The sequence below is a fragment of the Streptomyces sp. NPDC043853 genome, from assembly GCF_056436025.1.
Genome location: NZ_JBWKDJ010000004.1, coordinates 179,556 through 204,755 on the forward strand (window position 1 = coordinate 179,556; position 25,200 = coordinate 204,755).

Genomic DNA, 25,200 nt, shown 5'->3' on the forward strand with positions numbered 1-25,200 from the left:
CGCGCCGGCCGGATCGTCCGGCCGGGGGCCGCCGTCCTGGTGGTCGGCCGAGGGGTACCCGGGGAAGCGGTACGGCTCCGCGCCGTAGGCGCCCGGGCCGCCGTACGCGCCGGGGCCGCCGTACGGCCCGCCGCCGTACGGGGTGCTGCCCGGCGGACCGGCGTAGGGATCGGCGTACGGCGCACGGGGGTCGACGGGGGCGGCGTACGGGTCCGCATAGGCCTCCCCGTAGCCATCAGGGCCCGCGTACGGATCCCCGCCCGCGTACGCATCCCCGCCCGGGAACGGAGGGGTCCCCGGGCCCTCGGGGAGGCCGGAACCGGGGTCCCGGTACGGGCCGGGGCCCGGGTAGGGCGCGGCCTCCGGGACGGGCTGCATCTCCGGGGGCGCGTACGTGCCGCCCGCGTACGGCTGGGAATCGCTCACGACGCTCGCTCCACTGGTCCGGCCCGGCCTGGTTCGGGCAGGGGAGACTAGCGGAGCCGCGGTTACGGAGGAAAGTCGACCCGCTACGCACAGTGCCGACTCGGCGTTCGAAAAAACGGGCGGGGTCATGCCCCGCCGCGCGGCACCGGCGGCACCGGCGGCCCGGCAGCCCCGGCGCCTAGTAGCCGAACGCGCGGGCCGTGTTCACGGCGAGCGCCTCGCACATCGTGTCCTCGTCGATGCCGCGTACCGCGGCCATCGCGCGGACGGTGAGCGGAATGAGGTACGACGCGTTCGGCCGTCCGCGGTACGGCGCGGGGGTGAGGTAGGGGGCGTCGGTCTCGACGAGGACCAGCTCCAGCGGGGCGACGGCCAGCGCGTCGCGCAGCGGCTGGGCGTTCTTGAAGGTGACGGTCCCGGCGAAGGACATGTAGTAGCCGGCCTCGGCGCACTCCCGGGCCATGTCGGCGTCTCCGGAGTAGCAGTGGAAGACGGTGCGTTCGGGCGCGCCCTCCTCCCGGAGGATGCGCAGGACGTCCGCGTGCGCCTCCCGGTCGTGGATGACCAGTGCCTTGCCCTGCCGCTTGGCGATCTCGATGTGGCTCCGGAAGGAACGCTCCTGCGCGGCCATGCCCTCGGGGCCGGTGCGGAAGTAGTCCAGGCCGGTCTCGCCGACGGCGTTGACGTGCGGCAGCGCGGCGAGGGCCTCGATCTCGGCGAGCGCGTCGTCGAGGGCGGCCTCGCCGCCGCCCGGGCGGGCGCCCTGGCGGGACCAGCCGTCGGGGTCGCCGAGCACGATCCGGGGCGCCTCGTTCGGGTGAAGCGCGACCGCCGCGTGGACGTTTCCGTGCGCCGCGGCGGTCTCGGCCGCCCATCGGGAGCCCTTCACGTCACAGCCCACCTGGACGACGGTGGTCACGCCGACGGAGGCGGCCTTCCGCAGGGCCTCCTCGACCGTGCCGCGCTGCATGTCCAGGTGGGTGTGCGAGTCGGCCACCGCCACCCGGAGCGGTTCGGGCAGCGGCGGCATCTCGTCCTTGGAGTCCTTCGCGGAGTCCTTGGCAGGGCTGGGGCTCATACGCCCGATCTTATGACCGGCGGAACCAGGCCAGGAGGCGGGCCAGCGGCCCGCGCCGCGGCTCCTCCTCCTCGGGGAAGACCGCCACCGGGCCGGGCGAATCGTGCGCCGGGCTCTTCCTCGGCGGCCGGGCCGGGCGCGGGACGTTCGCCCCGGCCGGCACCGGGCCGGCGATCCCGGGGGCTATCCGGTGGTGGTAGATGCGGTCGATCGTGCCGAGCACGTTGTCGACCTGGCCCGACCGCATGATCCGGACCACGTGCCCTTCACAGTTGTGACAGGTGGGGTTGGACAGCGGCGACGGCACCCGCTGACCGGCCACCGTGTAGTAGATGAAGGGCCGGCCGTGGGCATCGGTGTGGTGCTCGATCTCATAGCCCTGTTCCCAGCCGTATCCGCACCTCATGCAGGCGAAGGAGTACGCCTCGTGCACGACCTGCACCCCGGGCGGGGGTGCGGGACGGGGGGTGGGGGCGGCGACCGGGGTGTCTGCGATCTCACTCATGCCGGCTCCTATCGAGCGCTGGTGTCCACTGCCAGTGGACGCCACTTCCGGCAAGAGCGCATCAGGCCATGTCGACTGTTGGACGGTCTTTGGGCGACTCATGCCCAAAGCGCTCGGTGCGCGGTCCGACCTTTGCCTTTCAGGCTAGCTCTTTACCGGTCTACGGCACCTTTTGTGCCGCGTTCTTTGCCGCGACCACGGCATCGAAGACCTCCCGCTTGGGAAGACCCGCTTCCGCCGCGACCGCCGCGATGGCCTCCTTGCGCCGCTCCCCCGCCTCCTCGCGCACCCGCACCCGGCGCACCAGCTCCTCGGCGTCCACGTCGCCCGGTGCCGCTTCGGGCGCGCCCTCGACCACGATGGTGATCTCGCCGCGCACGCCCTCGGCCGCCCACTGCGCCAGCTCGCCCAGTCCGCCCCGCTTGACCTCCTCGTAGGTCTTGGTCAGCTCGCGGCAGACGGCGGCCCGCCGGTCGGCGCCGAAGACCTCGGCCATGGCCGCCAGGGTGTCGTCGAGCCGGTGCGGGGCCTCGAAGTAGACGAGGGTGCGCCGTTCGGTCGCGACCTCGCGGAGCCGGCCGAGCCGCTCGCCGGCCTTGCGGGGCAGGAAGCCCTCGAAGCAGAACCGGTCCACCGGGAGGCCGGACAGCGCGAGCGCGGTCAGCACGGCGGAGGGCCCGGGAACGGCGGTGACCTTGATGTCCTTCTCCACGGCCGCCGCGACCAGCCGGTAGCCGGGGTCGGACACCGAGGGCATGCCCGCGTCCGTCACCAGCAGCACCCGCGCGCCGCCGAGCAGCGCCTCGACGAGCTCGGGGGTGCGGGCGGATTCGTTGCCCTCGAAGTAGGAGACCACCCGGCCGGTGGTGTGCACACCGAGCCCCTGGGTGAGCCGGCGCAGCCGTCGGGTGTCCTCGGCCGCGACCACGTCGGCCTGCTCGAGTTCGGCGGCGAGCCGGGGCGGCGCGTCGGCGAGGTCGCCGATCGGGGTGCCGGCCAGGACGAGGACGCCGGGGTGGGAAGTGCGGGCGGGCTGCGTGTCTGTCACCGCCCCATCCTCTCAAGTCCGCGCCCCCGGGTCCCCGGTGCTGGGGGGCTCACAGATCCGTTCCCTACGATGACCCGGTGACCACCAGTACCGCGACCCCGACGCTCGCCGAGTCCCACGCGCCCAGCCCGCCCCCGCGGGACGACGTCCGCGCGCGCCTGGTGCCGCCGTACGCCCGACCGTCCGGACAGCTCTGGGCGGCCCTGGGTATGCCGGCCCGCGCCGGCGAGGCGGTGAGCCGGGTGCTGGCCTGGGCCGGCCCGCTGCTGATCGCACTGGTGGCGGGGGTGCTGCGGTTCTGGCACCTGGGCCGCCCCAAGGCGGTGATATTCGACGAGACGTACTACGCCAAGGACGCCTGGGCGACCGTCCGGCAGGGCTACGAGGCGAGCTGGCCCAAGGACGTCGACAAGTCGATCATCGCCAATCCGGACGGGGTGGCGCTCCCGCTGGACCCCGGCTACGTGGTGCACCCGCCGGTGGGCAAGTGGGTGATCGGCCTCGGCGAGTGGATGTTCGGCTTCACCCCGTTCGGCTGGCGGTTCATGACCGCCGTACTGGGCACCCTGTCGGTGCTGATGCTGTGCCGGATCGGCCGCCGGCTGTTCCGCTCCACCTTCCTGGGGTGCCTGGCCGGCGCCCTGCTCGCGGTGGACGGCCTGCACCTGGTGATGAGCCGGACGGCGCTGCTGGACCTGGTGCTGATGTTCTTCGTGCTGGCCGCCTTCGGCTGCCTGCTGATCGACCGGGACCGGGCGCGGGCCCGGCTGGCGGCGGCACTCCCCGTGGACGAGGAAGGACGGACCCGGCCCGACGCGCTGATCGCGGAGACCACCCGGCTCGGCCTGCGCCCCTGGCGGATCGCCGCCGGCGTCTGCCTGGGCCTGGCCTTCGGCACCAAGTGGAACGGCCTGGTCGTCCTCGCCTTCTTCGGCGTGCTGACCGTGCTGTGGGACGCCGCCTCCCGGCGGGTGGCCGGAGCGGGCGCCCCGCACGTGGCCATGCTGCGCCGCGACGCCCTGCCCGCGTTCCTCTCCACCGTCCCGGTGGCCCTCCTGGTGTACGTGCTGTCCTGGACGGGCTGGATCCTCAGCCCGGACAACGGCAAGGGCGGCTACTTCCGCGACTGGTCGGACAAGCAGGGCGGGGTGGCCTGGCTGCCGGACTGGCTCACCAGCCTGTGGCACTACGAGACCGAGGTCTACAAGTTCCACGTGGGACTCACGGAAGGCCACACCTACGAGTCGAACCCGTGGAGCTGGCTGGTCCTGGGCCGCCCGGTCTCCTACTTCTACGAGTCCCCCGCCCCCGGCACCGACGGCTGCCCGGCCACCGAGACCGCCAAGTGCGCCCGCGAGGTGCTGGCGCTGGGCACCCCGCTGCTGTGGTGGACGGCCTGCTTCGCCCTGCTGTACGTGCTGTGGCGGTGGGCGTTCCGCCGCGACTGGCGGGCCGGGGCGATCGCCTGCGGCGTGGCCGCCGGCTACCTGCCCTGGTTCAACTACCAGGAGCGCACCATCTTCTTCTTCTACGCCGTGGTGTTCGTCCCGTACCTGTGCCTGGCGGTGGCGATGATGATCGGCGCCCTGCTGGGCCCGGCCGGCTCGACCGAACGCCGCCGCGCCCTGGGCGCGATCACGGCGGGCGTCCTGGTCCTGCTGATCATCTGGAACTTCATCTACTTCTGGCCGATCTACACCGGCGAGACCCTCCCCATGGAGTCCTGGCGGAACCGAATGTGGCTGGACACCTGGGTCTGAGTAGTTGAACATGTTCAGACAGTGGTGACTCCTGGGGAGGGGACTGTCATGAACGGGGCCGCGAAGGGGGCCGTCATCGGCGGGGTGTTCCTGCTGATGGTCGGCGGGGCCGGTTACGGGGTGTACTCGCTGGTGGGGTCGGAGACCGGGGGCGGCGGGGGCGGTGAGGGCACGTCCGCGTCGGTGGGGAGCGGGCCGCCGTCCGCGAAGGAGGTCGAGCGGACCGCCAAGGACTTCCTGGCCGCGTGGGCCGCCGGGGACGAGCGGGCCGCCGCCGACCTGACGAACAACGCGACGGCCGCGCAGCCGGCCGTGGCCGGGTTCAGGACCAAGGCGTACGTGTCCAAGGCGGTGATCACCCCCGGCGCGCCGACGGGGACGACGGTCCCGTTCAAGGTCGACGCGGAGGTCACGTACCAGGGAAGCACCAAGCCCCTGGCCTACGAGTCGAAGCTGACGGTGGTGCGCGGGGTGTCCAGCGGCAAGGCGCTGGTGGACTGGCAGCCCTCGGTGCTCCACCCGCAGCTGCAGAAGGACGAGCAGCTGCGCGCGGGCACCCCGGCGGCACCGCCGGTCACCCTGACGGACCGCAACGGTCAGGAGCTCAGCCCGGAGAAGTACCCGTCGCTGCGGCCGGTGCTCGACCAGCTGCGGAAGACCTACGGCGAGAAGGCCGGCGGCACCCCCGGCGCGGAGCTGTGGATCGAACCGGCCCTGGCGGACGCGCCGAAGCGGACGCTGCTCACCCTGGCGCCGGGCAAGCCGGGGAAGATCGAGACCCGGCTGGACGCGAAGGTGCAGGCGGCGGCGGAGCAGGCCGTCGCGAAGCACCCGGAGTCCTCGGTGGTGGCGCTCAAGCCGAGCAGCGGAGACATCCTGGCGGTCGCCAACCACCGCGCGGACGGGTTCAACGCGGCGATGCAGGGCGCGCGGGCACCGGGCTCCACGATGAAGATCGTGACGGCGGAGATGCTGCTGGACAAGGGCATCGTCGCGGCGGACAAGGTCGCTCCGTGCAAGGCCACCGCGAGCTGGTACGGCAGGACCTTCCGCAACCTCAAGGGCTTCGAGCTCGACCACGCGACCTTCGCGACCAGCTTCGCGAAGTCCTGCAACACGGCCTTCATCGGCCACATCGACGAGGTGAAGGACGACGGGGCGCTGCCCCGTGAGGCGCGCGAGGTCTTCGGGATCGGCCTGGACAACTGGAAGACGGGCATCCCGTCCCGGGACGGGACGGTGCCGGAGAGCTCCGGTCCGGGGGCGGCCGCCGCGTACATCGGCCAGGGCGAGATCCAGATGAACCCGCTGAACATCGCGTCGATCACGGCGACGGCGAAGACGGGCGCCTTCCGGCAGCCGGTGATCGTGCCGGCCGACCTGGACGGCCGGCAGCTGGCGACGGCGGAACGCCGGATGAAGCCGGCGGTGCGGCAGCAGCTGGTCTCGATGATGCGGCTGACGGCGACGAGCGGGACCGCCGCGGAGGCGATGGCCGGCGTCGGAGGGGACAAGGGAGCGAAGACCGGCTCGGCGGAGGTCGACGGCGCGGGCGCCCCGGACAGCTGGTTCACCGGCTACAGCGACGACATCGCCGCCGCGGCCATGGTCGAAGCCGGCGGCCACGGCGGCGACGCGGCGGGCCCCCTCGTGGCCCAGGTCCTCCGCGCGGGCTGACTCCGCCGTCGTGTGGGCTGGCGTGCCGCCCTGCGGAACGCCCGCCCCACACGGGACCCGCTACGGCTGCGCGTCCAGGGAGGTGCGGAGGGCACGGATGAGGGACTGGGCCCGGGGGTCCGCCGTGACGGACTTGGCCAGGCTGTTGGTGACGTAGCCGAAGCCGATGCCGGAGTCCGGGTCCGCGAAGCCCAGGGAGCCGCCCCGGCCGGGGTGGCCGAAGGAGGCCGGGGAGAGCAGCGGGGAGGCCGGCCCGTGCAGCATGAAGCCGGGGCCGAAGCGGGTGTTGACCACCAGGACCTTGTCCGGCCCGGCGGAGAGCTCCGTGCCGGCCAGCGCCGTGACCGCCGGGGTGAAGATCCGCCCGCCGTCCTCGACGGTGCCGACCGTGGCCGCGTAGAAGCGGGCCAGGCCCCGCGCGGTGCCGATGCCCGCCGAGGCCGGGAGTTCGGCGGCGCGCCACTCCGGCGCGTTCTCGTCCGGCAGCGGGTCGATGGCCGCGAAGGCCCGCCGGGTCAGCGAGGCCGGGTCCGCGTAGGCCTCGGCCACGTTCCGGCGGGGCCGGGTCCGCAGCGAGCCGGCGTGCTCGGGCGGGTCCACCGGGGCCACCCGGCCCACCCGGTGGGCCTCGTCCTCCGGGACGCCGATCCAGAAGTCGAGACCCAGCGGCTCGGCGATCTCCTCGGCCAGCCAGGTGCCCAGCGAGCGCCCGGTGACCCGGAGGACCAGCTCGGACAGCAGCCAGCTGTAGGTCTGCGCGTGGTAGCCGTGTGCGCTGCCCGGCTCCCAGAATGCGTGCTGTTCGGCGACGGCCCGCGCGCCGGTGAGGCCGTCCACGGCCTCGGCCGGGGTCAGCGGCCGGTCCAGGGCGGGTATGCCCGCGCGGTGCGCCAGCAGGTCGCGGACCAGGGTGCGCTCCTTGCCGCCGGCCTTGAATTCCGGCCAGTACGAGCCCACCGGCGCGGCCAGGTCCAGCAGCCCGCGCTGGTACAGCAGGAGGGGGACCGCCGCGGCGACGCCCTTGGTGCCGGAGCGCACGACCACCGCGGTGTCCTCGGCCCACGGGGCCGCGCTCCCGGACTCGTCGCCCGGCACGTCCCCGGACACCGACGCGTCGGCGTCCTTCGTGCCGGCCCACAGGTCCACGACCTTGTGCCCGTCCCGGTACACGGCGACCGCCGCGCCCCGGTCACCCAGCAGCTCGAAGTTCCGTTCGAACGCTGCCCTGACGGGCTCGAAGCCCTCCGCGACCACACCCTGGATGTCCACGGTCCGTGCAACACCCATGGATCGGTGCCTATGCCGCGCTCCCGCCTTCGTTATGTCACCGCAACGCTCGTGACGCCACCGAAACCGAACAGGGTCAGTGCGAGGGCCGCGTCGAGAGGGACGTACGCGGGTCGAAGCCGAAGGGCAGCTCCAGCCGGTGGGCCCGCATCAGTTCCTCGTCGCACAGCAGGTCCTGGGTGCCGCCGTCCGCCGCGATCACGCCTCCGCTGAGGATCACCGAGCGGGGGCACAGCTCCAGCGCGTAGGGCAGGTCGTGGGTGACCATGAGCACGGTCACGTCCAGGGAGCGGAGGATGTCGGCGAGCTCCCGCCGCGAGGCCGGGTCCAGGTTGGAGGAGGGCTCGTCCAGCACCAGGATCTCCGGTTCCATGGCCAGCACGGTGGCCACGGCCACCCGCCGGCGCTGCCCGAAGGACAGGTGGTGCGGCGGCCGGTCCGCGAAGCCGTCCATGCCGACCCGCTCCAGCGCGGTCCGCACCCGCTCGTCCAGCTCGGCGCCGCGCAGTCCCGCCGCGGCCGGGCCGAAGGCCACGTCCTCCCGCACGGTGGGCATGAAGAGCTGGTCGTCCGGATCCTGGAAGACGATGCCGACCCGGCGGCGGACCTCGGCGAAGTTCCGCTTCTCCACGGGCAGCCCGGCGACCGTCACGGTGCCGACGCCGCCGCCGAGGATGCCGTTGAGGTGCAGCACGAGGGTGGTCTTGCCGGCGCCGTTCGGTCCGAGCAGGGCCACCCGCTCGCCCCGGCCGACCGTCAGGTCCACCCCGAACAGGGCCTGGTGCCCGTCGGGGTAGGCGAAGGCGAGCCCGGACACCGCCAGCGAGGGAACCGGATCGGCCGGAGCGGCGGAGGGAACAGCAGCAGAAGTCATAGCGTCCAGCCCATCACACAGACGGCGAGCGCCGCCGCCGGGAGTACCGCCGCGTACGCCCACTGCGCGCGGCTCGCGGTCACTTCGTCGATCACCGGCATCGAGCCGGTGTAGCCCCGGCTGACCATGGCCAGGTGCACCCGCTCGCCGCGCTCGTAGGAGCGGATGAACAGGGCCCCGGCGGTCTTGGCCAGCACGCCCCAGTGCCGGATGCCGCGCGCCTCGAAGCCGCGGGAGCGCCGCGCGACCGACATCCGGCGCAGCTCGTCCGTGATGACGTCCCCGTACCGGATCATGAACGAGGCGATCTGCACCAGCAGGGAGGGCAGGCGCAGCCGCTGCAGCCCGAGGAGCAGCTCGCGCAGCTCGGTGGTGGAGGCGAGCAGCACGGACGCGGCCACCCCCAGCGTGCCCTTGGCGAGCACGTTCCAGGCGCCCCACAGCCCGGGGAGGGACAGGGACAGGCCGAGCACCTCGACCTTCTCGCCCTCCGCGACGAACGGCATGAGCACCGCGAACGCGACGAACGGGACCTCGATCAGCAGCCGCCGCAGCAGGAAGCCCGCCGGGATCCGGGCCACCGCGGCGACCCCGGCGATCAGGACGGCGTACAGGCCGAAGGCCCACACCGCCTCGCGCGGTGTGGACACGACGACCAGCACGAAGGCGAAGGTCGCGGCGAGCTTGCAGTGCGGCGGCAGCCCGTGCACGGGGGAGTGCCCGTGCCGGTAGAGCCGGTGCGCGTGGCCGGCGGCCACCTCAGACCGCCGAGGGCTCGGCGCTGGAGGCGGGCTGCACGGCCGGGTCGGCCGTGCGCCGGCTGCGGGCCACCCAGAACAGCCCGGTGCCGACGGCGACGGTCGCACCCACGCCGATCACGCCCGCGAGGCCGCCGGAGAGCCGCTCGTCGTCCACGTCCTTGACCCCGTAGTCGGCGAGCGGGGAGCCGGCGGAGGCGTGCTCGTACTCGCGCTCGCCCTCGGGCTTCTCCTCGTCCGCCTTGAGCTTGGCGTCGATGCCCTTGTCTGCGGCGACCTTCTCCAGGCCGTCGGGGCTGGCGGAGGCGTAGAAGGAGACGAAGCCGGCCAGGGCGAGGGCGGTGACCAGGCCGGTGGCCCAGAGCTTCTTCGTGGAGCGGGCGGGCGTCGCGGCGGCGGCCGGCGCGGCCTGCGGGGCGTCGACGAGTTCGCCGTTCACGCGCAGCTTCAGCGGGGCGGCCAGGCCGCGCGCACCGTGCACCAGGTCGGGACGGACGGCCAGGACGGCGCCGACGGTCGCGGCGGTGATGGCGGCCTCGCCGAGGCCGATGAGCACGTGCACGCCGACCATGGCGGTGAGCACCTTGCCGACGGGCACCTCGGTGGTGCCGCCGATGGCGTAGAGCGCGGTGAAGGCGGCAGCGGCGGCGGGCACCGAGACCAGCGCGGCGGTGAAGGCGGAGACCGTGACCGAGGCGCGGTTGCGGGGCAGTACGGCGAGCAGGCCGCGGAAGACCAGGTGGGCGGTGATGACGGTGACCACGCCCATGACCGTGATGTTGACGCCGAGCGCGGTCAGGCCGCCGTCGGCGAACAGCACGCCCTGCATGAGCAGGACCACGGACATGCACAGCACGGCCGTGTACGGGCCGACGAGTATCGCGGCGAGCGCCCCGCCGAGCAGGTGGCCGCTGGTGCCCGCGGCGACGGGGAAGTTCAGCATCTGCACGGCGAAGATGAAGGCGGCGACGAGACCGGCCAGCGGGGCGGTGCGCTCGTCGAGTTCCTTGCGGGCCCCGCGCAGTCCGACGGCCACGGCGCCGACCGCGGCCACGCCCGCGGCCACCGAGACGGGTGCGTCGATGAATCCGTCGGGTACATGCATGGTGTGTCCGCTTCCTTCTTCCTCACGCGTTCCTTGATTCTTCAAGGATGCCGGTAGCTGCAAACTATTGGCAATAGCGACCCCCTCACAAAACCGGCCGCGCGTCCTGGTGGGAATGTGCGAGGCTGGAGAGCAATACGGACTGCTTTGTTCCGCTTTATGACGCGAGGAGCCGGCCGATGTCTGCGACCACCACCACCGCCGTCGAAGAGCGAGTGCGCGCCCGAGTGATCACCGACGACCCGCTCTACCGGGCCATCCCGGTCGCCCTGCGGTTCGCGCCGGCCGAGCCCCTCGCCGTCCGGATCGTGTTCCCCGCGGGCCTGTCGCCGGAAGGCACCGAGAACGAGTGGGTGTTCCCGCGCGCGCTGCTGGAGGCCGGACTGCAGGCTCCCTCGGGCAGCGGCGACGTCCGGATCTGGCCCTGCGGACGGGTGCAGGCGGTCGTGGAGTTCCACTCCCCCGACGGGGTGGCCGTGGTCCAGTTCGACATCGCCGCGCTGCGCCGCTTCCTGCGCCGCACGTACCAGCCCGTCACCCGTTAGGCCCAGGGCGGCCGGACGGAAGGAACGGGCGGAAGGAACGGGCGGAAACAGCCCGGCAGAAGGAACAGGCAGAAGGAACGGGCGGAACGGGACCGGCCCCGCACCTCGGACGAGGTGCGGGGCCGGTCCTTCTCACGACAGCCGTCAGGCGTTGACCAGCTTCCGGTCCTGGTCCGGGTCCTCGTGGGCCGCGGGCTCGGCCAGGTGCTTGCGCAGCCCCTCGCCCTCCACGTCCACGTTGGGGAGCACTCGGTCCAGCCACTTCGGCAGCCACCAGGCGCGGTGCCCCAGCAGCGCCAGCACCGCCGGGACGATCGCCATGCGGACGATGAACGCGTCGAACAGGACGGCGATGGCCAGCGAGAAGCCGATCATCTTGACCATCTGCTCGCTGGAGCCGATGAAGCCGGAGAACACCGCGATCATGATCACCGCGGCGGCGGTGACCACCCGGGCGCCGTGCTGGAAACCGGTGACCACGGCCTGGCCCGGGCGCTCGCCGTGGACGTACGCCTCGCGCATCCGGGTGACCAGGAACACCTCGTAGTCCATGGCCAGACCGAACACCACGCCCACCATGAAGATCGGCATCATGCTCATGATCGGACCGGGCTGCTCGACCCCGAAGAGACCGCCCAGCCAGCCCCACTGGAAGACCGCGACGACCGCGCCGAGGGCGGCGATCACCGAGAGCAGGAAGCCGAGGGCCGCCTTGAGCGGGACCAGTACCGAGCGGAACACCACCATCAGCAGCAGGAAGGCGAGGCCGACCACCAGGGACAGGTAGGGCAGCAGCGCGTCGTCCATCTTCTGCGAGAAGTCGATGTTCATCGCGGTCTGGCCGGTGACCAGCACCTCGTCGCCGGTGACCTCACGGATCTTGTGGACCAGGTCCTCGGTCTCGACCGAGGACGGGCGGTCCTTGGAGATCACCGTGATGATCCAGGTGTCGGCGTCCTTCTCCTTGTTCGGCGTGGGCGGGAGCACCGCCGCCGCCATGTTGAGCGCCTTGACCTGCTCGCCCGCCTTGTCGGCGGCGGCCTGGTCGCCGTCGACGACCAGCATCAGCGGGCCGTTGAAGCCGGGGCCGAAGCCCTCGGAGAGCATGTCGTAGGCGCGGCGCTGGGTGGTGGAGACCGGCTGGGAACCCTCGTCGGGCAGGCCCATCTCCAGCTTGCCCACCGGCAGGGCGATGGTGCCGAGGCCGATCACACCGAGCAGCAGGACCACCAGCGGGCGGCGCAGCACGAAGCGGGCCCAGCGGGTGCCGCCGTTCGGCTTCTCCTCCGCACCGGCGGCCTTGGCCTTGCCGCCGCCGAACAGCCGGCTCTTCTGACCGGCCGGCAGGACCCGCTTCTGGGCGAAGCCGATCATGGCCGGGACCAGGGTGAGCGCCACGAAGACGGCGATGACCACGGTGCCGGCGGCCGCCGCGCCCATCTTGGTGAGCATCGGGATGTTCACCACGGCCAGGCCCACCAGGGCGATGACCACGGTCAGACCGGCGAAGACCACGGCGGAGCCGGCGGTTCCGACGGCGCGGCCGGCGGCCTCCTCCTTCTCCCGGCCCTCGGCGAGCTCCGCGCGGTAGCGGGAGACGATGAACAGCGCGTAGTCGATGCCGACGGCGAGGCCGATCATCATGGCGAGGGTGCCGGTGGTGGTGCCGAGGTCCAGCACGTTGGCCAGCGCGGTGATCGAGGAGATGCCGATGCCGACGCCGATCAGGGCGGTCAGCAGCGGGAGTCCGGCGGCGACCAGCGAGCCGAAGGTGATGACCAGGACCACCGCGGCGACCATGATGCCGATGGCCTCGCCGGAGCCGTTCTCCGGCATGGTCTGGAGCGCGTCACCGCCGATCTCCACGGTCAGGCCTGACTTCTGGGCGTCCTTGCCGGTGTCCTTGAGCGCCTCGCGGCTCTTGTCGGTCAGCTCCATGGAGTTGACCTTGTACTTCGTGGTGATGTAGGCGGTGCTGGAGTCCTGGCTGACGGCCTGGACCTGGTACGGGTCGTCGACCGTGGCGATCTGGTCCGAGCCGGACTTCAGGTCGCCGACGATCTTCTGGACCTCACCCTTGACCGCCGGGTCGGTGACCTTCTGCCCGTTCGGGGCCTTGATCACCACGCGGGCGGTCGCGCCGTCCGCAGCGAGTGCCGGGAACCTCTCTTCAAGGAGGTCGAAGGCCTTCTGGGCCTCCGTGCCCGGTATGGAGAAGGAACCTGAGGTCGGGGTGGACGCCGAGGCCGCGCCGAATCCGGCGAGGAACAGCAGCGCGACCCAGAGCAGTGCGACCCAGCGGCGGCGCCGGAAGGCGCCCTTGCCGAGCCGGTACAGGAAGGTGGCCACGTCGGTGGTTCTCCCGTTCGAGTCGTGGAATGGGATGGGCATCGAATGCCGGCCCGACGACGAGAGCGGCGTGTCAGGAGCAGCAGGAACAGCGGTACGAAACAGCGGTACGGAACAGCGCGGTACGACGGACTGCTTGAGGTTCAGATGCCGAGGGCGGGGAACACCACGGCGTCGGCGAACTCGGTGAGGAACTCCCGGTCGACCGGTCGGTCCTCGATCAGCGGCAGCGAGATGAACGCTCCGATGAGCATGTGCGGGACGAATCCGAGAGCCGGACAGTCGGGGGCGATCTCGCCCCGGTCGACGGCCCGTTGCAGCATCACCTGCAGGCCGGTGATCTCCGGGTCGACGAGCAGTTCCCGCAGCGCCTTGTGGAGCTCGGGGCTCTCGTGAACCGCATGGCTCAGGCCTCGGATGAGCGCCGTGTCCTTCGCCATCTGGTCGTCGTCGGAGTTCTGGATCATCACCGCGAAATCGCCGCGGATGCTGCCCGTGTCGATCTCCGCCAGGGACACCTTCTGCGTGCAGCGCAGGGCCTTGGCGACCAGCTCCGGCTTGCTCCCCCACTGGCGGTAGAGGGTGGCCTTGCTGGACTTCGTACGGGCGGCGACGGCGTCCATCGTCAGTGCCTCGTAGCCGACTTCGCGGAGCAGGTCCAGGACCGCGCCGTGCAGTTCGGCCTCCCGTTCGGGGGTGATGCGGCTTGCCAACTCTCCGTACCTCCCGCCGAACGAAACCGTTTCGTACACCGAGACGATACCCCCGGGGAAGACGAGAACGAAACCGTTTCGTTTCGGTTCCCCCCGTGGGATCCGTCACGCACCAACGTACGCGATCGGATCACCAGTACGAGTTGCCGGGGCCCTCTGACGCGGAAAGCATTGGAAGGTGAGTCACGACGTCGCGTACCTCCGGTTCCCGCACCTGCACGACGACCTGCTGTGCTTCGCCACCGAAGACGACCTGTGGGTCGCCCCGCTCGTCGCGGACGGTCAACCCCCCGGCCGGGCCTGGCGGATCACCGTCGACCGGACCCGGGTGGGCCACCCCCGGTTCTCCCCCGACGGCCGCCAGATCGCCTACACCACCTGGCGCAGCCTCGACCCCGAGATCCACCTCGCCCCGGTGGACGGCGGGCCGGCCCGCCGGCTGACCTACTGGGGCTCGACCGACACCCGGGTGTGCGGCTGGACGCCGCCCGACAAGGACGGCCGCAGCGACATCCTCGCCGTCTCCTCGCACGGCCAGCCCTTCTCCTACTTCGCCTGGGCCTACAGCCTGCCCACCGACGGCAGCCCCGGGGGCAAGCTGCCCTGGGGTCCGGTCTCGGACATCGCCATGCACGCCCCGGAGGAGGGCACGGAGGACAACGCGCGGCACACCCTGCTGCTGACCGGCAAGCCGCCGCACGAGCCCGCCTCCTGGAAGCGCTACCGGGGCGGCGCCATCGGCCGGCTCTGGCTGCACGGCAAACGGCTGCTGGAGGACCTCGGCGGGCATCTGGAGTCCCCGATGTTCGTGGCCGGGCGGATCGCGTTCCTCTCCGACCACGAGGGCACCGGCAACCTGTACTCCTGCCTGCCCGACGGCACCGACCTGCGGCGCCACACCGACCACGACGAGTTCTACGCCCGGCACGCCTCCAGCGACGGCAGCCGCGTGGTCTACCAGTGCGCGGGCGAGCTCTGGCTGGTGGAGTCCCTCGCCCCGGACGCCGAACCCCGCCGGCTCCCGGTCCGCCTGGGCGGCCCGCGCGCCGGCCGCCGCCGCTACCAGGTGCCGGCCGCCGGCAACGTCGACGGTGTCGCCGTCGACACCACCGGTCGGGCCAGCGCGGTCGCCGTCCGGGGCAGCCTGTACTGGCTCACCCACCGCGACGGCCCGGCCCGCACCATCACCGACACCCCCGGGGTGCGGATCCGGCTGCCCGAGATGCTGGGCTCCGGCAACCAGGTCGCCTACGTGACCGACGCCGAGGGCGAGGACGCCGTCGAGATCTCCTACCTGCCGCGGGCCTCCGGTGAACGGGCACCCCGCCGGCTGGCCTCCGGCGAGCTGGGGCGCGTACTGGAACTGGTCTCGGACCCCGAAGGGGAACGGCTCGCCATCGCCTCCGACGACGGCCGACTGCTGCTCCTCACCGTGCCGGACGAGGATGCTGAGGTCTCGGGCGCCGAGGTCTCGGACACCGAGGAAGAGGGCGGGGACGGAGACGAGGGCGGCGGGGCCGGAGGCGGCGGAAACGGAGGCGGCGGAGACGGAGGCAATGGGGACGGAGGCGATGGCGGAGACGGAGGCGGCGGCGCGGAAGTCACCGAGCTGATCCGGTCCATCAACGGCCCGGTGAACGACCTGGCCTTCTCCCCCGACGGGGACTGGCTGGCCTGGTCGCACCCGGGGATCGGGCGCTCCCTGCGGCAGATCAAGATCGCCAGGATCTCCGGTCCCGGCCCGCGGACCATCGTGGACGTCACCAACGGCCGGTTCGAGGACGAGAACCCGGTGTTCACCCGGGACGGCCGCTACCTGGCCTTCCTGTCCTGGCGCGGCTTCGACCCGGTGTACGACGTGCACACCGGGGACCTCTCCTTCCCGCTCGGCTGCCGCCCCTACCTGGTGCCGCTCTCCTCCGCGACCCCCTCCCCCTTCGCCCTGTCCGCCGAGGGTCGGCCGGCCGCGGGCGGCATGGACCCGGTGGAGGGCGACACCGGCGACGGCACGGTGACGGTGGAGATCGAGGGGCTGGAGAGCCGGGTCACCCCCTTCCCCGTCAGCGCCTCCAAGTACTCCGCCCTGTACCCGGTGCACGGCGGCGGCCTGGTCTGGCTGCGCTGGCCCATCTCGGGCGCGCTCGGCGAGACCTTCGCCAACCCGGCCGACACCACCGGCAAGCCCACCCTGGAGCACTTCGACATCTCCAAGGCCCGCAAGACCGAACTGGCCTCCGGACTGGACTGGTTCGCGGCCAGCGGCGACGGCACCCGGCTGGTCGTCAACGACGACGGCGACCTGCGCGCGGTCCCCGCCACCGAGTCCGGGGACCACGATTCCACCGTCTACCTGGACCTGCGGCGGATCCTGCACGAGGTGGACCCGGCGGCCGAGTGGCGGCAGGCGTACGACGAGGCCGGGCGGATCATCCGCGCGTACTTCTGGGAACCGAAGATGTGCGGGATCGACTGGGACTCGATCCTCGCGCAGTACCGCCCGCTGCTCGAACGGGTCGCCTCCCCCGACGAGTTCGCCGACCTGATGCGCGAGGTCCTCGGCGAGCTCGGCACCTCGCACGCGTACGTCGCCCCCGCCCGCCGCAACGAGGGGCCGCCGCACTACCAGCGGCCGATCGGCCTGCTCGGCGCCAACCTGGTGCCGCGGGACGGCCACTGGATGGTCAAACGGATCCTGCCCGGCGACTCCTCCGACTCCAAGGCCCGCTCCCCGCTGGCCGGTACGGGCATCCGCGAGGGCGCCGTCCTGACCCATGTGGACGGCCGGCCGGTGGACCCGGTGACCGGCCCCTACCCGCTGCTGGCCGCGGCCGGCGGCACCACCGTCGAGCTCACCTTCCGGCCGGCCGAGGGCGAGGGCCCGGCCCGCCGGGTGGCGGTGGTACCGCTGGTGGACGAGCGGCCGCTGCGCTACCAGGACTGGGTGGCCAAGCGCCGGGCGGTGGTCCGCGAGGTCAGCGGCGGCAAGTGCGGCTACCTGCACATCCCCGACATGGGCGGCTCCGGGTGGGCACAGTTCAACCGCGACCTGCGGGCGGAGATGTCCCGGCCCGCGCTGATCGTGGACGTACGCGGCAACGCGGGCGGACACATCAGCGAGCTGGTGGTGGAGAAGCTGACCCGGAAGATCCTGGGCTGGGACCTCACCCGCAACGCGCAGCCGGTCTCGTACGCCTCCAACGCGCCCCGGGGTCCGGTGGTCGCGCTCGCCGACGAGGCCACCTCCTCGGACGGCGACATGATCACGGCCGCGTTCAAACTGCTGGGGCTGGGCCCGGTGGTGGGCCAGCGGACCTGGGGCGGGGTGGTCGGCATGACGGGCCGGCACACGCTCGGCGACGGAACGGTGATCACCGTGCCGATGAACGCGGCCTGGTTCCCCGAGTACGGGTGGTCGGTGGAGAACCACGGCGTCGAGCCGGACCTGGCGGTGCTGCGCACCCCGCTCGACTGGGCGGAGGGGCGGCACGCGCAGCTGGACGACGCGGTGTACCTGGCGCTGGAGCTGCTGGAGCAGTACCCGGCCGCGGTGCCGCCCGGGTACGGCGACGTACCGGACCGGCGGCGCCCGAAGCTGCCGCCGCGACCCTGACCCGAACGGCAAGTGCCGAACGGCAAGCGCCGAACGACAAGCGGAGGAACGAACGGAGGAACAAACGGAAGGGGCGTGACCGTTCCGGAACGGTCACGCCCCTTCCCCGGGCAGCGCTGGAAGCCGCCGTCAGAAGTCGTCGTCGTCGAACGACCGTCGCGCCTCGTCCTCCTGCTGCGGGCGCCGCGGGGGCTGGGCCGCCTCCTCCTGGCGGGCCCGCATGCGCTCGGAGGCGCCGTCCTGCGTGCTCTTGGCGGCCTGTCGGCCCTTGCCCTTGAGCTGCTCTGCCTGCTCGTCGAACCGGTCCTTGGTACCCATGCTTTTCACTCCACGAGGGGTGTCGGTGGTTGGGCCTCGACCAGATTTGCACGAGGGGGCAGAGCTCGCATTTCGGTCAGTGACTCTGGGTGCGCTCGTTCTCGTCGGCGGCCCCGCCCGCTCCCACAAGTCCCTTGGGAACGGCGCCCAGTCGCGGTTCGAACCGCTTCATCTCCCGCTGTCCGCCCAGTGAGACGACCGCCGGGAGGTAGCCGCGCACCGACTGCATCCCGCGCAGCCACCACTGCGCGTAGACGTGCGCCGAGCGCCGCTCGATCCCGGCCACGATCCGGTCCACGGCCGGCCCCAGCGGGTACGTCCGGTTCGCCGGCCACGGCAGCCGCTGCCGCAGTTCGCGCATGACGTCGTCCTGGTCGGCGCCGCGCACCATGTCGGTGTCGGTCCAGGACAGGTAGCCCACGCCCACCTTGACGCCCTTGTAGCCGACCTCGGCGCGCAGGCAGTGGGCGAACGCCTCCACGCCCGACTTGGAGGCGCAGTACGCGGTCATCATCGGCGCCGGTGTGATGGCGGCGAGCGAGGCGATCTGCAGGAAGTAGCCGCGGCTCTCGGTCAGCACGGGCAGGAAGGCGCGGGCGGTGACGGCCCCGCCGACGAGGTTCACCTCGATGACCCGCCGCCACGCGTCCGGGTCGGAGTCACCGAACGGGCCGCCGGCCGCGACCCCGGCGTTGGCGACCACGATGTCCACCTTGCCGAAGCGCTGTTTGACCTCCTCGGCGACCCGGGCCATGGCCTCGTGGTCGGTGACGTCGGCGTACCAGTGGTCGCTGTCGGTGTGGAGGCGTTCGGAGACCTCCTTGAGGGCCTCCGGCTCCAGGCCGACCAGGGCGATCCGCGCACCGCGCGCGGACAGTTTGCGGGCGAGCAGTTCGCCGACCCCGCGGGCCGCACCGGTGACGACCGCGACCTGTCCCTCCAGACTCCGCCTGCTGCTCATGCGCTCTTCTCCTCGATCCGGACCAGGGTGCGAATGACCTCGTTGACGGCCTCGGGCGCCTCGATCGGCGTCATGTGGCCCATGCCGGTCAGCTCGGTGAGCCCCACGCAGTGGGGCAGCTCGGCGGCCAGGCCGCGGGCGTGCACGATCGGGGTGAGCCGGTCGGCGGTGCCTCCGATCACGGCCGTCGGCACGGTGAGCCGGGGGAGGTTGTGCCGCAGGTCCAGGCCGGCCAGCACCTTCGACCACTCGTGGCGCACCGTGCGCGGGCAGGCGTGCACGATCCGGGCGCAGGCCTCGACCTTGCCCGGAGCCGAGCCCGGCGCCATGGTCACGTACTGCACCGCCTTCCTCGCGACCGGCGTGACCGGCCCGAGCGGCGCCCGGCTGGACATGACGGCGCGGGTGAGCCGGGTCCGGGCGCGGCCCGGGCGCATCGGGACCACCCTGGACTCCTCGGGCAGCCGGGAGGCGCCGGTGCTGCAGAGCAGCGCGGCGGACACCCGGTCGTCGAAGCCGGAGCGGCCGGCGGCGGCCATGATCGTCATCCCGCCCATGGAGTGTCCGGCGACCACCGCGCGCTCGCCCTCGCCGAGGGCCGCGGCGAGCACGGCGACCAGGTCGTCGGCGAGGGCGCCGGTGCTGAAGACGCCTTCCGCCCGGCTGCGGCCGTGGCCGCGCTGGTCGTAGGCGATGACCTTGTGGTCCCGGGAGAGTTCGCGGACCTGGGCGGCCCAGAAGGCGGTGGAGCAGGTCCAGCCGTGCGAGAGCACCACGGCCGGCGCGTCCTCGTCCCCGTGCACCTCGACGTGCAGCCGTGCCCCGTCGGCGGATTCGGCGACCAGCTCGCGCCGGGCGGCCGGGGGCGCGTACGGACCGGCGGTGACGTGCGTCAGCCTGCTCATGCGGCTTCCTCCTCGGTGGCGGTGGCGGTGGTGGTGCCGGTGGCGGCAGCGGTAGCGGCGCCGGTGGCGGCAGCGGCCGCAGGCAGCACGCCCGTCCGTTCTCCGGTCCGGACGCGCAGCACCTCGTACTCGGCGAGGTCGACGCTCCCGGTCTCGCGGCGGAACTCGCCGGTGGTGCCGGGCCAGACCGTGGTGTTGCGGCCGGCCGCGTCCAGGTACCAGCTGTTGCAGCCGCCGGTGTTCCACACGGTCCGCTTCATCCGGTCCTGCACCCGGCGGTTCCAGGCGTTCACTGCCGAGGGGCGGGCGGCGAGCGCGGCCCTCCCGCCCTGGCCGCGTCCCTCCAGCAGGCCGAGCTGACGCACGTAGTCGGCCATGTAGTTCAGCTGGGACTCGATCATGAGGATCATCGAGCTGTTCCCGAGCCCGGTGTTGGGCCCGATGATCGTCATCCAGTTGGGGAAGCCGGCCGCGGTCGCCCCGCGCAGGGACCGCATCCCGTCCTTCCACTCCTCGGCCAGCGTCCTGCCCTCCGCCCCGACCACGCGGTCGGCGATCGGCAGGTCGGTGACGTGGAAGCCAGTCCCGAAGATGATCGCGTCGGCCTCGGTCTCGGTGCCGTCGGCGGCCACCAGCACCGAGCCGCGGATCTCCTTCAGCCCGGACGCGACCAGGTCCACGTTGGGGCGCGCCAGCGCCGGGTAGTAGTCGTTGGACAGCAGGATCCGCTTGCAGCCGATCCGGTACGAGGGGGTCAGCCTGGCCCGCAGCTCCGGGTCCTTGATGGAGCGGGCGATGTTGGCCTTGGCCAGCGACTCGACCAGGCCGAGCCGGTTGGGCCGTTTGGTGAACGCGCTGACCTGGAGCTCCCGGAGCCCCCAGAGCACCCCGCGGCGGGCGGCCCGGGTGAACGGCAGCTGCCGGTGCAGCCAGCGCTCCACCGCGCTGATCTCCCGGTCGGTACGGGGCATCACCCACGGCGGGGTCCGCTGGAAGAGCGTGAGCCGCTCCACCTCGGGCGCGATCGCGGGGACGATCTGGATGGCGGAGGCACCCGTCCCGATCATCGCGACCCGCTTGCCGCGCAGCTCGTAGTCGTGGTCCCAGCGGGCGGAGTGGAAGACCTTGCCGGGGAAGCCCGACAGCCCCGGCACCTCGGGCATCTTCGGGTCGGAGAGCGGCCCGGTCGCCGACACGATCACCTCGGCGGTGAAGTCTCCGGCCGAGGTCTCGATCTCCCAGTGCAGCGCGTCCGCGTCCCAGCGCATCATCCGGACCTCGTGGCCCAGGCGGAGGTGCGCCCGCAGCCCGAAGGTGTCGGTGACGTGCTCCAGATAGGCGCGGATGTGCCGCTGGCCGGAGAAGGTGCGGGGCCAGTCCGGGTTCGGCGCGAAGGAGAAGGAGTAGAGGTGGGAAGGCACGTCGCAGGCGCACCCGGGGTAGGTGTTGTCCCGCCAGGTCCCGCCCACCGAGTCGGCCCGTTCCAGCACCACGAAGTCGGTGATCCCTTCGCGCCGCAGCCGGACCGCCGCTCCCAGCCCGCCGAAGCCGGATCCGATCACCGCCACGCGCACATGTTCGCCCACGCCCGCCGCCCTTCACAGACTCTGCCAGCAATCACTGGCACGGTTGGGAGAGTAGGGCTTTCCCATACTCATGGGTAGGGGTCTCGCCGGGAAAGTTACCGGCGGTACGCCATAGGCTGCGCCTGTGGCGGACGAACAGACGGTACGCGAATACCGGACCGAGGAGCTGGCCGAGGCGGCCGGCATCCCGGTGCGCACCCTGCGCTTCTACCGGGAGCGCAAGCTCCTGCCGCCGCCGCGCCGCGAGGGCCGCATCGCCTGGTACGACGACCATCACCTGGCCCGGCTGCGCACCATCGCCGCGCTCCTCGAACGCGGCCACACCCTCGGCGGGATCGCCGAGCTCACCGCGGCCTTCGAGAACGGGCGCGACGTGAGCCAGCTCAGCGAGCTGCTCGGCATGGGCTGGTCGGAGGAGACCCCGGTCCGCCTGACCCCGGAGGCCATGGCCGACTACTTCGAGGGGGAGGTCACCCCGGAGAACCTGGCGGCCTCCATGGACCTCGGCTACGTGGCGGCCGACGGGGACGAGATCGTGCACGTCAGCCGGCGCCTGCTGGACGTCTCCTCGGCACTGGTCCGCGAGGGCGTGCCGCTCGCGGCGGTGCTGGACGCGGGCCGCCGGGTCCGCGCGCACGCCGACGCGATGGCGGAACTGTTCGCCGGACTCATCGCCACGTACGTGGCGGACGACCCGGAGGCTCTCGGCCGGCTCCGCCCGCTCGCCAAGAGCGTGGTCGAGGCGGAACTGTCGATGGCGATGGACCGTCTGATCGCCGGCCGCGGCCGGCCGGCCCCCGCCGGCCGGCCGAACCCGTAGGCCACCCGCCTACGCCGGCCGGACCCGCGGCGCCACCGGCGCCGCCGCCCTCAGCCCAGCCCGTAGACCACGGTCACCGGGGCGTGGTCGGACCACCGCTCGGGGTGCGTCTCGGCGCGCTCCACGTAGCCCTTCACGGCCTTGGCGGCCAGTCCCGCCGTCGCCACGTGCAGATCGATCCGCCAGCCGGCGTCGTTGTCGAAGGCGCGGCCCCGGTAGGACCACCAGGAGTACGGGCCCTCCTGCTCGGGGTGGAGCTCCCGCACCACGTCCACGTAGCCGGCGCCCTCGTAGACGCCGCCCAGCCACTCCCGCTCCTCCGGGAGGAAGCCGGCGTTCTTGCGGTTGGTCTTCCAGTTCTTGAGGTCGGCCTCCTGGTGGCAGATGTTCCAGTCGCCGCAGACCAGCACCTCCCGCCCGTCGGCCGCCGCCTTCGCCTTGAGCTCCTCCAGGTAGGTGCGGAACTCGGCCATGAAGCGGTACTTCTCGTCCTGCTTCTCCGTGCCCGCCTCACCGGACGGCAGGTACAGGCTCGCGACGGTCAGCCCGGGCAGGTCGGCCTCGACGTACCGGCCGCTCGCGTCGAACTCCTCGCTGCCGAAGCCGATCCGGACCCGGTCCGGCTCCCGGCGGGTGAACAGCGCCACACCGGCCCGGCCCTTCGCCGCCGCGGGAGCGAAGAAGGTGTGCCAGCCCTCGGGCGCCCGCACCTCCTCGGGGATCTGCGCCTCCTCGGCCCGGACCTCCTGGAGGCAGATCACATCGGCCTCGGTCCCGGCCAGCCACGGCACGAAGCCCTTCTTGGCTGCGGCACGGATCCCGTTCACGTTCACAGAAGTCACGGTGATCAAGAAAGCTCCCCAGATCGGCACAAACGTGCAGCAGGGTACTCGGCAACGGGCCGGTGCGGTGTGATCCGCCACATCCCGGACAGCCGAACCCGCCGTACGATATCCGGATGTTTGACGGGATCCAGCTGCGCACCGTGACGTACGACCACCCCGACGCGGTGAAGCTCAACGACGAGGTCCAGATCGAGTATCAGCAGCGGTACCAGGGCGAGGGCGACGCCACCTGGCTCGACCCGGCCATGTTCGAACCGCCGCGCGGCCGCTACCTGCTCGCCTACGACCCGGCCGGCGTCGCGGTGGCCAGCGGCGGCTGGCGCAGCCAGGACCGCAACGACGAGGGCTACTCGGACGGCGACGCCGAGCTCAAGCGGATGTACGTGATACCCGGCGCCCGCGGCCACGGCCTGGCCCGGCGCATCCTCGCCGAGCTCGAGGCCGACGCCCGCGCCGCGGGCCGCACCCGCATGGTCCTGGAGACCGGCGACCAGCAGCCCGAAGCCATCGCCCTGTACCTCTCCTCGGGCTACGCGATGTGCCCGAAGTTCGGCTACTACCGTGACTACGACAGCAGCCGCTGCATGGCCAAGACCCTGCACCACTGACGCACGGCCCGCTGCCCGGCGGCGGTCACGACCACGCCGGGACGTCCGTCCCCCAGCGGGACGGCGTACGGGTCCAGTCCCCCGGGCCGAAGGCCAGCGGCGGGGCGGCGTACCGCAGCCGCCCGTACGCCGACTCCGCCTCCCTCAGCCACGGCTCCGCCGGGCAGGGCCCGGCCGGCCGGGGCTCCGCCGCGATGTCCCGGACCAGCCAGGACGCCGTACCCGCCAGCGAGTACCGCAGGGACCGGCCGCCCCCGGCGGACAGCGCCCGCATCACCCCGGCGGCCACCAGATACCCCGTGCCGTGGTCCAGCGCCTGCGCGGGCAGCACGCCCGGCGTGCCGTCCGGGCCGGCGTACGCGGCCGAGATGCCGTAGCCGGCCTGCACCAACGAGTCGAACCCGCGCCGGCCCGCCCACTCCCCCGACCAGCCCCAGGCGCACAACTGGGCCACGACCAGCCCGGGCCGCCGGTCCAGCAGCTCCTCCGCGCCCAGCCCGTAGCGGTCCAGGGTGCCCGGCCGGTAGCCGGTGACCACCACGTCCGCCTCGTCCAGCACGTGCTCGAACACCTTCCGGTCCCCGGAGTCGGCGAGGTCCAGCCGGGCCGACCGCTTCCCGAAGCCGGTGTCCGCCTGCGCGTCGTCCGCCTCCGGCAGCCGGGGCGAATCGATCCGCAGCACGTCCGCGCCGAGCAGGCCGAGCGTCCGCGTGGCGACCGGCCCGGCGATCACCCTGGTCAGGTCCAGCACCCGGAAGCCCGCCATCGGCAGCCCCTCCGGCGCCTTCGGCAGCGTCCGGGGCCGGTCCCCCCACATCCGCGCCGCCCGTTCCACCAACGGCTGCGGCGCCCCGTACCCGTCCGCCACGGCCACCGCCAGCCCGCCGGCCCCGTACACGGCCTCCTGGACCTCGGCCGCCGTGCGCCCCGCCACGGCCTCGGCCAGCTCCTCGGGCGTCTCCGCCTCCAGCCCCAAGGCCCGTACCAGCGCGGCCCGGTGGTGCGGATAGTTGGCGTGCGTCCGCACCCAGCCGTCGGCGGCGCGCCAGAAGCCGGACAGCGGCGCGAAGACCACCGGGGTCCGCCCGTCCACCCGCAGGTGCCGTTCGCTGAGGAACGCGGCGGTCACGGCCCCCTCGTCGACCTCCACCTCGGGCAGCTCGTCCCGCCCGGCCCGTACGGCGTCCAGCTCGGCGGCGGCCAGCGAGCACACCCCGACGGCGGCCCGCGCCAACTCCCGCACCGGCAGCGGCCCGTCGGCGAACCCGCCCGCCCCCCGGTACCGCACCTTCCGGACCGCCTCGGGCGCCCCGCCGAGCGCCGCCCACGCCTGCCCCGCCGCCCCACCCCGCGCCTTGATCACCATGACGTCATTCTGCGCGCTGGGGCCGCCCGCACTCCGCCGATTCCCGGACAGGGTTG

21 protein-coding genes are annotated in these 25,200 nt (G+C 72.8%); 6 read left to right on the forward strand and 15 right to left on the reverse strand.

Annotated elements, in window-relative coordinates; all coding sequences use genetic code 11:
- Positions 1–604: 604 nt before the first annotated feature.
- From AC067U_RS13025 to rsmI, 3 genes are all read right to left on the reverse strand, one after another.
- Complete coding sequence (locus tag AC067U_RS13025) at positions 605–1,504, reverse strand: TatD family hydrolase (protein WP_478829725.1); 900 nt, start codon at positions 1,502–1,504, stop codon at positions 605–607.
- Between the two features lie 10 nt (positions 1,505–1,514).
- Positions 1,515–2,009, reverse strand: coding sequence for a hypothetical protein (locus AC067U_RS13030; protein WP_478829726.1), 495 nt, complete (start codon positions 2,007–2,009; stop codon positions 1,515–1,517).
- Between the two features lie 160 nt (positions 2,010–2,169).
- The gene (gene rsmI, locus AC067U_RS13035; protein ID WP_478829727.1) at positions 2,170–3,057 is read right to left on the reverse strand and encodes a 16S rRNA (cytidine(1402)-2'-O)-methyltransferase; all 888 of its coding nucleotides are present in this window, start codon (positions 3,055–3,057) and stop codon (positions 2,170–2,172) included.
- Between the two features lie 77 nt (positions 3,058–3,134).
- On the opposite strand from rsmI, the gene AC067U_RS13040 reads away from it, so the two are divergent.
- Positions 3,135–4,817: a dolichyl-phosphate-mannose--protein mannosyltransferase gene (locus tag AC067U_RS13040; protein WP_478829728.1), complete on the forward strand. Its 1,683-nt coding sequence runs from the start codon at positions 3,135–3,137 to the stop codon at positions 4,815–4,817.
- 48 nt (positions 4,818–4,865) lie between these two features.
- Complete coding sequence (locus tag AC067U_RS13045; protein ID WP_478829729.1) at positions 4,866–6,494, forward strand: penicillin-binding transpeptidase domain-containing protein; 1,629 nt, start codon at positions 4,866–4,868, stop codon at positions 6,492–6,494.
- 60 nt (positions 6,495–6,554) lie between these two features.
- Here the strand turns inward: AC067U_RS13045 and AC067U_RS13050 are convergent, their stop codons facing one another.
- The 4 genes from AC067U_RS13050 to AC067U_RS13065 form a co-directional block, all read right to left on the reverse strand.
- Complete coding sequence (locus AC067U_RS13050; RefSeq protein ID WP_478829730.1) at positions 6,555–7,781, reverse strand: serine hydrolase domain-containing protein; 1,227 nt, start codon at positions 7,779–7,781, stop codon at positions 6,555–6,557.
- A gap of 76 nt (positions 7,782–7,857) precedes the next feature.
- Positions 7,858–8,655, reverse strand: coding sequence for an energy-coupling factor ABC transporter ATP-binding protein (locus AC067U_RS13055; protein WP_478829731.1), 798 nt, complete (start codon positions 8,653–8,655; stop codon positions 7,858–7,860).
- Positions 8,652–9,413 carry a cobalt ECF transporter T component CbiQ gene (cbiQ, locus tag AC067U_RS13060; RefSeq protein WP_478829732.1) on the reverse strand — a complete coding sequence of 254 codons (762 nt, stop codon included), beginning with the start codon at positions 9,411–9,413 and terminating at the stop codon, positions 8,652–8,654. The genes AC067U_RS13055 and cbiQ overlap by 4 nt, the downstream gene beginning before the upstream one ends.
- 1 nt (position 9,414) lies before the next feature.
- Positions 9,415–10,518, reverse strand: coding sequence for an energy-coupling factor ABC transporter permease (locus tag AC067U_RS13065; RefSeq protein ID WP_478829733.1), 1,104 nt, complete (start codon positions 10,516–10,518; stop codon positions 9,415–9,417).
- 179 nt (positions 10,519–10,697) lie between these two features.
- Here AC067U_RS13065 and AC067U_RS13070 point away from each other — a divergent pair, with 179 nt between their 5' ends.
- Positions 10,698–11,063, forward strand: coding sequence for an SsgA family sporulation/cell division regulator (locus AC067U_RS13070; protein WP_478829734.1), 366 nt, complete (start codon positions 10,698–10,700; stop codon positions 11,061–11,063).
- 144 nt (positions 11,064–11,207) lie between these two features.
- Here AC067U_RS13070 and AC067U_RS13075 read toward each other — a convergent pair whose 3' ends face one another.
- Together AC067U_RS13075 and AC067U_RS13080 are read right to left on the reverse strand one after the other, a co-directional pair.
- Complete coding sequence (locus tag AC067U_RS13075) at positions 11,208–13,412, reverse strand: MMPL family transporter (RefSeq protein ID WP_478829735.1); 2,205 nt, start codon at positions 13,410–13,412, stop codon at positions 11,208–11,210.
- A 143-nt stretch (positions 13,413–13,555) separates the two neighbouring features.
- The gene (locus tag AC067U_RS13080) at positions 13,556–14,125 is read right to left on the reverse strand and encodes a TetR/AcrR family transcriptional regulator (protein ID WP_478829736.1); all 570 of its coding nucleotides are present in this window, start codon (positions 14,123–14,125) and stop codon (positions 13,556–13,558) included.
- A gap of 178 nt (positions 14,126–14,303) precedes the next feature.
- Between AC067U_RS13080 and AC067U_RS13085 the strand changes: the two genes are divergently transcribed.
- On the forward strand, positions 14,304–17,735 hold the full coding sequence (locus tag AC067U_RS13085; RefSeq protein WP_478829737.1) for a S41 family peptidase: 3,432 nt from the start codon (positions 14,304–14,306) through the stop codon (positions 17,733–17,735).
- Between the two features lie 129 nt (positions 17,736–17,864).
- Here the strand turns inward: AC067U_RS13085 and AC067U_RS13090 are convergent, their stop codons facing one another.
- The 4 genes from AC067U_RS13090 to AC067U_RS13105 all read right to left on the reverse strand — a co-directional run bounded on the left by AC067U_RS13090 (position 17,865) and on the right by AC067U_RS13105 (position 21,487).
- Positions 17,865–18,053, reverse strand: coding sequence for a hypothetical protein (locus AC067U_RS13090; RefSeq protein WP_478829738.1), 189 nt, complete (start codon positions 18,051–18,053; stop codon positions 17,865–17,867).
- A 76-nt stretch (positions 18,054–18,129) separates the two neighbouring features.
- Complete coding sequence (locus AC067U_RS13095; protein ID WP_478829739.1) at positions 18,130–19,014, reverse strand: SDR family oxidoreductase; 885 nt, start codon at positions 19,012–19,014, stop codon at positions 18,130–18,132.
- Positions 19,011–19,919, reverse strand: coding sequence for an alpha/beta fold hydrolase (locus tag AC067U_RS13100; RefSeq protein WP_478829740.1), 909 nt, complete (start codon positions 19,917–19,919; stop codon positions 19,011–19,013). The genes AC067U_RS13095 and AC067U_RS13100 overlap by 4 nt, the downstream gene beginning before the upstream one ends.
- Positions 19,916–21,487, reverse strand: a complete 1,572-nt coding sequence (locus AC067U_RS13105; RefSeq protein WP_478829741.1) for a flavin-containing monooxygenase — start codon at positions 21,485–21,487, stop codon at positions 19,916–19,918. Before AC067U_RS13105 ends, AC067U_RS13100 begins: the two co-directional genes overlap by 4 nt.
- 142 nt (positions 21,488–21,629) lie before the next feature.
- On the opposite strand from AC067U_RS13105, the gene AC067U_RS13110 reads away from it, so the two are divergent.
- The gene (locus AC067U_RS13110) at positions 21,630–22,325 is read left to right on the forward strand and encodes a MerR family transcriptional regulator (protein ID WP_478829742.1); all 696 of its coding nucleotides are present in this window, start codon (positions 21,630–21,632) and stop codon (positions 22,323–22,325) included.
- 50 nt (positions 22,326–22,375) lie between these two features.
- On the opposite strand, the gene AC067U_RS13115 is transcribed toward AC067U_RS13110, so the two are convergent.
- Positions 22,376–23,176, reverse strand: a complete 801-nt coding sequence (locus tag AC067U_RS13115) for an exodeoxyribonuclease III (protein ID WP_478829743.1) — start codon at positions 23,174–23,176, stop codon at positions 22,376–22,378.
- Positions 23,177–23,283: 107 nt separating this feature from the next.
- Here AC067U_RS13115 and AC067U_RS13120 point away from each other — a divergent pair, with 107 nt between their 5' ends.
- Positions 23,284–23,778 (forward strand): GNAT family N-acetyltransferase, encoded by a 495-nt coding sequence (locus AC067U_RS13120; protein ID WP_478829744.1) that lies wholly within the window; start codon positions 23,284–23,286, stop codon positions 23,776–23,778.
- Positions 23,779–23,803: 25 nt separating this feature from the next.
- Here AC067U_RS13120 and AC067U_RS13125 read toward each other — a convergent pair whose 3' ends face one another.
- The gene (locus AC067U_RS13125) at positions 23,804–25,144 is read right to left on the reverse strand and encodes a CoA transferase (RefSeq protein ID WP_478829745.1); all 1,341 of its coding nucleotides are present in this window, start codon (positions 25,142–25,144) and stop codon (positions 23,804–23,806) included.
- Between the last annotated feature and the right edge of the window lie 56 nt (positions 25,145–25,200).